General features: G+C 58.7%; 7 protein-coding genes. 2 read left to right on the top strand and 5 right to left on the bottom strand.

The annotated features are described in order from the left end of the window. Positions 1-129: 129 nt before the first annotated feature. The 3 genes from HU811_RS22505 to HU811_RS22495 all read right to left on the bottom strand — a co-directional run bounded on the left by HU811_RS22505 (position 130) and on the right by HU811_RS22495 (position 2,823). Positions 130-918: a DUF2182 domain-containing protein gene (locus HU811_RS22505; RefSeq protein ID WP_186658160.1), complete on the bottom strand. Its 789-nt coding sequence runs from the start codon at positions 916-918 to the stop codon at positions 130-132. Between the two features lie 2 nt (positions 919-920). Further along, complete coding sequence (locus HU811_RS22500) at positions 921-1,556, bottom strand: DUF1326 domain-containing protein (protein WP_186658159.1); 636 nt, start codon at positions 1,554-1,556, stop codon at positions 921-923. A 304-nt stretch (positions 1,557-1,860) separates the two neighbouring features. Continuing rightward, a complete protein-coding gene (locus HU811_RS22495; protein WP_092403471.1) occupies positions 1,861-2,823 on the bottom strand; it encodes a zinc-binding dehydrogenase in 963 nt (320 codons plus the stop codon). A gap of 139 nt (positions 2,824-2,962) precedes the next feature. Here HU811_RS22495 and HU811_RS22490 point away from each other — a divergent pair, with 139 nt between their 5' ends. Continuing rightward, positions 2,963-5,041, top strand: coding sequence for a carboxy terminal-processing peptidase (locus HU811_RS22490; RefSeq protein WP_177193401.1), 2,079 nt, complete (start codon positions 2,963-2,965; stop codon positions 5,039-5,041). Between the two features lie 130 nt (positions 5,042-5,171). Beyond that, entirely contained in the window at positions 5,172-6,959 is a 1,788-nt protein-coding gene (locus HU811_RS22485) for a bifunctional diguanylate cyclase/phosphodiesterase (RefSeq protein WP_092403467.1), read from the top strand. Between the two features lie 187 nt (positions 6,960-7,146). Here HU811_RS22485 and HU811_RS22480 read toward each other — a convergent pair whose 3' ends face one another. Together HU811_RS22480 and HU811_RS22475 are read right to left on the bottom strand one after the other, a co-directional pair. Continuing rightward, complete coding sequence (locus tag HU811_RS22480) at positions 7,147-7,464, bottom strand: contact-dependent growth inhibition system immunity protein (protein WP_186658157.1); 318 nt, start codon at positions 7,462-7,464, stop codon at positions 7,147-7,149. Then, the coding region (locus HU811_RS22475) for an RNase A-like domain-containing protein (RefSeq protein ID WP_302467667.1) at positions 7,454-7,955 on the bottom strand (502 nt) is incomplete at its 5' end. The genes HU811_RS22480 and HU811_RS22475, both read right to left, overlap by 11 nt.

Raw genomic sequence — 7,955 nt, 5'->3', positions numbered from 1 at the left:
TCTACTGTCAGGAATGACAGTTCGAAGGGATAAGCAGGGCCTTTTATCGGGCAGCGCCTCCGGGGGCGAGGTCTGCTGTTTCAAAGCTGTATGGCCTCCATCATCACAAGCAGGCTCCCACAGGTTCAGCTAGCCCAGCAGCAACCACAGGCCCCAGCCGAGCAACAACACACCGCAGATGCGACTGAGCCAGAGTCCCTGCGGCAGGTTTTTCTCCAGCAGGATGAAGGCACCGATCACTGCCACCCAAAGCAGATTCATCACGCCGACCACAAACAGCAGGCCCATCAGGGCCCAGCAACAGCCCAGGCAGTAAGCGCCATGGGCCAGCCCCATGCGCCAGCCGCCGAGCACGTCGGGGCGCCAGTAGCTGAGAAGAAAATGCAGCGGACCGCGACAATGCTCAAGGCAGACCGCCTTGCTTGGCAGCCACTGATAGACGCCTGCGACCAGCAGCAGGCCGGCGCCCAACGCGGTACTGCTGACGCGCATCCCCGGACTGAGCAGGGTGAGCTGCTCGAGGGCCCATTGCAGCGCCGTGGCGCCTAGGGCAAAGCCGGCCCAGACCAGGCCATAGGCGCAGCAGAACAGCAGCAGGGCCAGGTGTCGCTGCGGTGCCGGCATGCGCTTGCGCAGCATCTGCTGGTAGATCAGCAGCATGGGCAAAGCGCTGGGCAGCATCATGCCGATCATCATCACCACCCACATGGCGAACATCAGCAGCGCATCGCCCAGGCTCCAGGGCATGAGCATACCGGCCATTGCCGCATCGGCCATGCCGCCCGGCGCACTCATGTCGCGGGCCATCTGCAGCAGTATCAACCAGGCCAGGGCAGTCAACGCGAGCAGGCAGAGCAAGAACAACAACTGCTCGCCTGTCAGTCGCTTGCTCTGCGTCACCGCCTGAGGCTCTGCCATCTTTATGGCTCTATGCCATGACCAGTGAAGTGCACATGGGCGAGGTGGCTATGACTGCCCTGGGATTGTAGTTTGAGGGCTGAATGCGTCTGGTAGCTGCCGCTGGCGACTTCAGCTTCAAGGAACTCGAAGCCGTCAGGCAGGGACAGGCGGGCTCGATGCGGTGAACCGTCGATGGGGCTGCGGATCGGCTCGCCGCTTGCCTGCAGCACGCCGGGAATGTCCAGGTGCGCCAAACGCTGATCGACATCGATGGACAGGGTGATGGGCACGAACTGCGGTTCGAACATTTCACTCATGGTGGTGCTGAATATCTGAAACACGTTGGCTCCGGGATCGCTCTCCAGGCCAGAGAGGATGGTCAGCAGGGCCTGGCGTTGCGCCTCGTCGGCGCGTTCATCGATGAACACCTGACAACTGCCGTTGCCCTCATGGATGGCGCCTGGCCAAGCGAAGGTGGCGGCCCAACACAAACCTCCCAACGCCACCTGATTGAAATACCCCTGCTCCACCCGCATCGACGCCACCGCATGGCAGTGCCCATGGGTCGGTGGTGCATTGAATTGACACGGACAGCCCCAGTTGCAGTTGCAGGCAATGAATTCGACGCCCTGCATGCGCCATTCGGCGATGGCCATGATCAACCTCTTCACCTGGTTGGTGAAATGAAAGCTGCGGTTACCCCATCCCTCCATTAGTTAACGCTAGCAGGGCACATGAATCGGATACGCGCTACCGACCAAAGGTCGGCTTGCCCGTGGGCGCCGGTCAGAGGTGCGAGTCATGTCGGCAGCGGCCTGCAGGAGCTGGCGGAGGCTCGGGCCGCGTTCGGACGATCTTTTGATCTTTCGCTTGAGATTCAAGTGCCAAGGAAGAGATCGCAGCCTCGTTGCACTCGACAGCTCCTACACAGCAGCCACAGGGCACACATAGCTGCCGAAATCAGCTCAGGCTTTCATCGATTATCAGCACCAACTTGCCTGAAACCTTATTGGTTGCCAGCTCCGCGAACGCCGCTTCGGCATCCTTGATCGCAAAGGTCCTGGCCAGTTGCGGGCTCAGGCGTTTGTCGGTGAACAGCGGCCACACCTGCTGCCCCAGCTCACTGATCAGGTCGGCCTTGAACTGATCGTCACGACTGCGCAAGGTCGAGCCGAGCAATTGGATGCGCTTGCCCAGCACCTGCGCCAGATCGAGTTCGGTCGAGCGCCCGCCCATCAAGCCAATCAACACCCAACGGCCGTCAACTGACAAAAGTTTCACGTTCAACGCGGCGTAGTTCGCGCCTACCGGATCGAGGATCACATCGAAAGGGGCGAAGTCGTTCAGGCTCTCGAGGCCATCGGTGCGCACCACCCCGCCCTGGGCCCCCAGCGCCTCGCAATAACTCAGACGATCAGCCGAACCGACGCTGACCCAGCACGGGTTGCCGAAGGCTTTGCACAACTGGATCGCGGCCGAACCGACACCACTGGCCCCGGCGTGCAGCAGCACTTTTTCCCCCGGTTTGAGGGCAGCCAGTTGAAACAGATTGAGCCACGCGGTGCTGTAAACCTCAGGCAGCGCGGCCGCTTCAGCCAGGGATAACCCTTCGGGCACCGGCAGGACATGCCGGCCATCGACCACCACCTCTTCGGCCATCCCGCCGCCAGCCAGCAGGGCACAAACGCGATCGCCAACCTGCCACGAGGAACCCGGTCCGACCTCGCTGATCACCCCGGAACACTCCAGGCCCAGCACCTGACTGGCACCGGGCGGTGGCGGATAATGCCCGGCCTTTTGTAACAAATCGGCTCGATTCAGACCGGCGGCCGCCACGCGGATGCGAACTTGCCCTACATCACACGTCGGACTTGGCTCATCTGCCCATACCACTTGGCCTTCAACGCCTTGCAATGCTTTCACGGTGCCTCCATAGTGAGTCTCGACTGGGCCCGCTGCTGTAACGCCGGGCTTTCTTGCATTATGCGCCCGGGCCACATGGAACCGGCGACTTCAAAGACGGCCTAATATGCGTTATCAATTGTCCCTGCGTCGAATCAGCATGAAGCACCTGTTCCCCAGCACCGCCCTCGCGCTTGTCATTGGCCTCGGTCTGTTGCCGCTGTCGAGCGATACGTTCGCAGCCAATAGCTGGGACAAGCTTCAGCCTGATCGCGACGAGGTGATTGCCAGCCTTAACGTCGTTGAATTGCTCAAGCGCCATCACTACAGCAAGCCGCCGCTCGATGACGCGCGTTCAGTCATCATCTACGACAGCTACCTGAAGCTGCTTGATCCCTCGCGCAGCTATTTCCTGGCCAGCGATATCGCTGAATTCGACAAGTGGAAAACCCAGTTCGACGACTTCCTCAAGAGCGGCGACCTGAACGCCGGGTTCATCATCTACAAGCGCTATCTGGATCGCGTGAAGGCGCGTCTGGATTACACCCTTGCCGAGTTGAACAAAGGTGTCGACAAGATCGACTTCAATACCAAGGAAACCTTGCAGGTGGATCGCAAGGACGCCGCCTGGCTCAGAAGCACCGCTGAACTGGACGACCTGTGGCGCAAACGCGTCAAGGACGAAGTGCTGCGCATGAAGATCGCCGGCAAGGATTCCAAGCAGATCCAGGAAACCCTGACCAAGCGTTACAAGAACCAATTGGCCCGCCTGGACCAGACCCGCGCCGAAGATATCTTCCAGGCGTACATCAATACCTTCGCCATGTCCTACGACCCGCACACCAATTATCTGTCGCCCGATAATGCGGAAAACTTCGACATCAACATGAGCCTGTCCCTGGAAGGCATCGGCGCGGTGCTGCAGAGCGACAACGATCAAGTGAAGATCGTGCGCCTGGTGCCGGCGGGACCTGCCGACAAGACCAAGCAGGTCGGCCCGGCGGACAAGATCATTGGAGTCGCCCAAGGCAACAAGGAAATGGTCGACGTGGTCGGCTGGCGCCTGGACGAAGTGGTCAAGCTGATCCGCGGCCCGAAAGGCTCGGTGGTGCGCCTGGAAGTCATCCCGGCCAGCAATGCGCCGAACGACCAGACCAGCAAAGTCGTGGCCATCACCCGTGAAGCGGTGAAGCTGGACGACCAAGCGGCCAAAAAATCCGTCCTCAAACTGAAACAGGACGGCAAGGACTACAAGCTCGGTGTGATCGAGATCCCGGCCTTCTACCTGGACTTCAAGGCCTTCCGCGCCGGCGATCCGAACTACAAGAGCACCACGCGCGATGTGAAGAAGCTGCTGACCGAGTTGCAGAAGGAAAAAGTCGACGGTGTCGTCATCGACTTGCGCAACAACGGCGGCGGCTCCCTCCAGGAAGCCACGGAACTGACCAGTCTGTTCATCGACAAGGGCCCGACCGTGCTGGTGCGTAATGCCGATGGCCGTGTGGACGTGCTGGAAGACGAAAACCCGGGCGCGTTCTACAAAGGCCCGATGGCCTTGCTGGTCAATCGCCTGTCGGCATCGGCCTCGGAGATTTTCGCCGGCGCCATGCAGGACTACCACCGGGCACTGATCATCGGCGGCCAGACCTTCGGCAAAGGCACCGTACAGACCATCCAGCCGCTCAACCATGGCGAACTGAAGCTGACCCTGGCCAAGTTCTACCGGGTTTCCGGCCAGAGTACCCAGCATCAAGGCGTGCTGCCGGACATCGACTACCCGTCGATCATCGACACCAAGGAAATCGGTGAAAGCGCCCTGCCCGAGGCCATGCCGTGGGACACCATCCGGCCGGCGATCAAGCCGGCGGTGGATCCGTTCAAGCCGTTCCTGGCGCAACTCAAGTCCGATCACGATGCTCGCACGTCCCAGGACGCGGAGTTTGTCTTCATCCGTGACAAGCTGGCTTTGGCGCAAAAGTTGATGCTGGAGAAAACCGTCACCCTCAACGAAGCCGAGCGTCGCGCGCAGCATGCCGACATCGAAGCCAAGCAACTGACCATGGAAAACCTGCGGCGCAAGGCCAAGGGTGAAGAGCCGCTCAAGGAACTGAAGAAAGAGGATGAAGACCTGATTGCCGAGCCGGAAAAAACCAAACCGGAAGACGATGCCTACCTGAGCGAGACCGGTCGTATCCTCATCGATTACCTGAAACTCAACACGGCGATTGCCAAGCACTGACATGATGGCCATTTAATGCTGACGCTCCCCGGAGCGTCATCAAACTGACATCATTCTGTCGTGAAATACAGGACCGGGCGCCCCCTTGAACGGGTGGCGCCCAGTCCTTTTTTTATCGCCAGAGATTGCCATGACCACGACAGAACAGCTGAGTGCCTTGAGTTCAATCCTGGCTCAAAGCGGTTTGCACAGCCTGTTCCAACCCATCATTTGCCTTTCCGAACGGCGCATCGTCGGTTATGAAGCCCTGACCCGGGGCCCCTCCAACAGCCCGCTGCACTCGCCCATCGCCCTGCTCTCCGTAGCCCGCCAGGCCGGACGCCTCAGTGAGCTGGAACTGGCCTGCCGACGCAGCGCCTGCCAACGTTTCAATGAGCAGAAACTGCCGGGCAAGCTGTTTCTCAACGTGTCCCCCGAATCCTTGCTCGAAGCCGCCCACCAGACCGGGCGCACCTTGCAACTGCTGCAAGACTTCGGCATCCCGCCCAGCCAGGTGGTGATCGAACTGACCGAACAAACGCCGATCGACGACTTCCAACTCCTGCAAACCGCCCTGCATCATTATCGGGCCATGGGCTTTTCCATCGCCCTGGACGATCTAGGCGCCGGGTATTCGAGCCTGCGGTTGTGGTCCGAATTGCGCCCCGATTACGTGAAGATCGACCGGCACTTCATCGATGGCATTCACCAGGACGCCCTCAAGCGCGAGTTCGTCGGCTCGATCCTGAAAATTGCCCGGGCTTCCCGTGCCCAAGTGATTGCCGAGGGCATCGAGCTGCCGGAAGAACTGGCGGTATTGATAGAAATGGGCGTCGATCTGGTTCAGGGTTATCTGCTCGCCCGCCCGCAGGAGCAGCCATCCCGTGACGCCAGGGCGCTGATGCCCCGGCAGGACGCCGGTGCGGTGGCGTTGACCGACGAAGTCAACGACCTCGGGGCGCTGCTCAACGAACAACCGGCGGTGACCCATGACACGCCAACGGCCACCGTACTGGAGGCGTTTCGGCGCCAGGCCAACCTCAACTCCCTGGCGGTATTGGATGATCAGGACCAGCCCTGCGGCATCGTCCATCGTCATTCGCTTTCGGATGCCTTGCTCAAACCCTTCGCCACCGACCTCTTCGCCCGCAAACCCATCAGCCGCCTGATGAGCGATGACTTCCTGGCGGTGGAACTGAACCAGTCGTTGCAACAGGTCAGCCGCCTCATCACCAGCCGCGCCCGACAACGCATCGAAGAAGACTTCATCATCACCCTCAACGGCAGTTACCTGGGCCTGGGCCGGGTGATCGACGTGCTCAAGCTCATCACCGAACTGAAAATCCAACAGGCCCGCTACGCCAACCCGCTGACCCTGCTGCCGGGCAACGTGCCGATCCAGCAATGCCTGACGCGGCTGCTGCAACAACGACAGGAATCGGTGATCTGCTACGTGGACATCGACAGCTTCAAACCCTTCAACGACATCTACGGCTACGGCCGCGGCGACGAAGTCCTGCTGTGCCTGGCCCAATGCTTGAACGAACGCATCGACCCCAGCCGCGACTTCGTCGGTCACATCGGCGGCGATGACTTCCTGCTGGTTCTCGGCCCGGAAGACTGGCGCAAACGGCTGAATCAGCTACTGAGCGACTTCCAGACCCACTGCCGGCGCTTCTACCGTCCTGAACATCTGGAGGCCGGATGTTTTACCGCGTTGAATCGCCAGGGGGTTCGGCAGGAATTTGCGTTGTTGTCATTGTCGATTGGGGTGGTGCATTTACGCTCGGAGGCTTGTGGGGAGTTGGATGCGAGCCAGTTGGCGGAACTGGCTTCGCAGGCCAAGCATCATGCCAAGGAGATTTTGGGCGGGAGTGTTTATTTGGTTGATGGTTTGGCTGAGCGCGAGCCTTTGGTGGAGGTGGGTTTGTCGGTGTGATGACGGCTACACCGCAGGACTTTGTAGGAGCTGGCGCGAAGCCTGCGATCTTTTGATCTTGATCTTGATCTTGATCTTGATCTTTCGCTTGAGATTTAACTGTCTGGAAAAAGATCGCAGCCTCGCTTCGCTCGACAGCGCCTACAGGCCCAGTGGGAGTAAGCTTTGTCGCCACAAGCGCAATTCATTAGCGCTCGGCACAATCGACATTCTCGCTATTCAGTATTTCAAGAATATGGTTCAGCCAAGCTTCAGCTGACTCCCAGTCTAGCCAATAGCAATAGTTGCAAGGCATTTTATCCATGATGAAATCTCTAAGATTTTCTTCGTCAAGATTCATTGCAAGCAACGTTGAAATTTCTTCTTTGATAACTTTAATGTTTTGAGGCGCAGAGTCCGCTATATAGGTTCTGATGATGCCATCAGGATCCGATGAGTCGCACATCCAGTCCTGGTGGAAATAGCAGCCAAGAAATTGAAAGAGTTTCGGGTATTTATTTCTCATTTTTTTCGACTAATCCTGTATGTAAGTTATATCCGACAGGGGATTTATTAGACTTCCTAAGGACCAGGGTCACAACCGAAAGTGATTCCAATTCTCCACTTTTACGTATAACGCCGACCCCGATAGGAGAAGGGAAAGATTGCTGTAGAAGAAGCGACTTTTCTAACTTGTCACTCAAAAAAAAATCTATTTCTTTTTTCTTCGTTTTTAAGACGCTGGAGGCCGCCGACTCCGCCGTTGCTCTATCAGGAAATGTCGATGCGGTAGGCACATGAGGCTCTGAATCAAGGCGCGCTCTTAACTGAGCTTCAGAACGACCTATATGCTTTTTCATCAAATGTCCTCCTCGAGCCTCATGCGCAGCCAAACCTCCCCCCGGCACAATCTCGCTGAAGGGTCCATCGGCGTCGATATCACCAGGACACTGACATACCAACCCCAACGGATCCACCCACCCCGTCGGGTTCAGGGTGTAGCGATACCCGTTGAGG

It is taken from the genome of Pseudomonas tehranensis (genome assembly GCF_014268615.1).
Taxonomy (GTDB): Bacteria; Pseudomonadota; Gammaproteobacteria; order Pseudomonadales; family Pseudomonadaceae; genus Aquipseudomonas; species Aquipseudomonas tehranensis.
The sequence above is the reverse complement of the archived record's forward strand: the minus strand, read 5'-3'. Positions and strand labels throughout refer to the sequence as shown.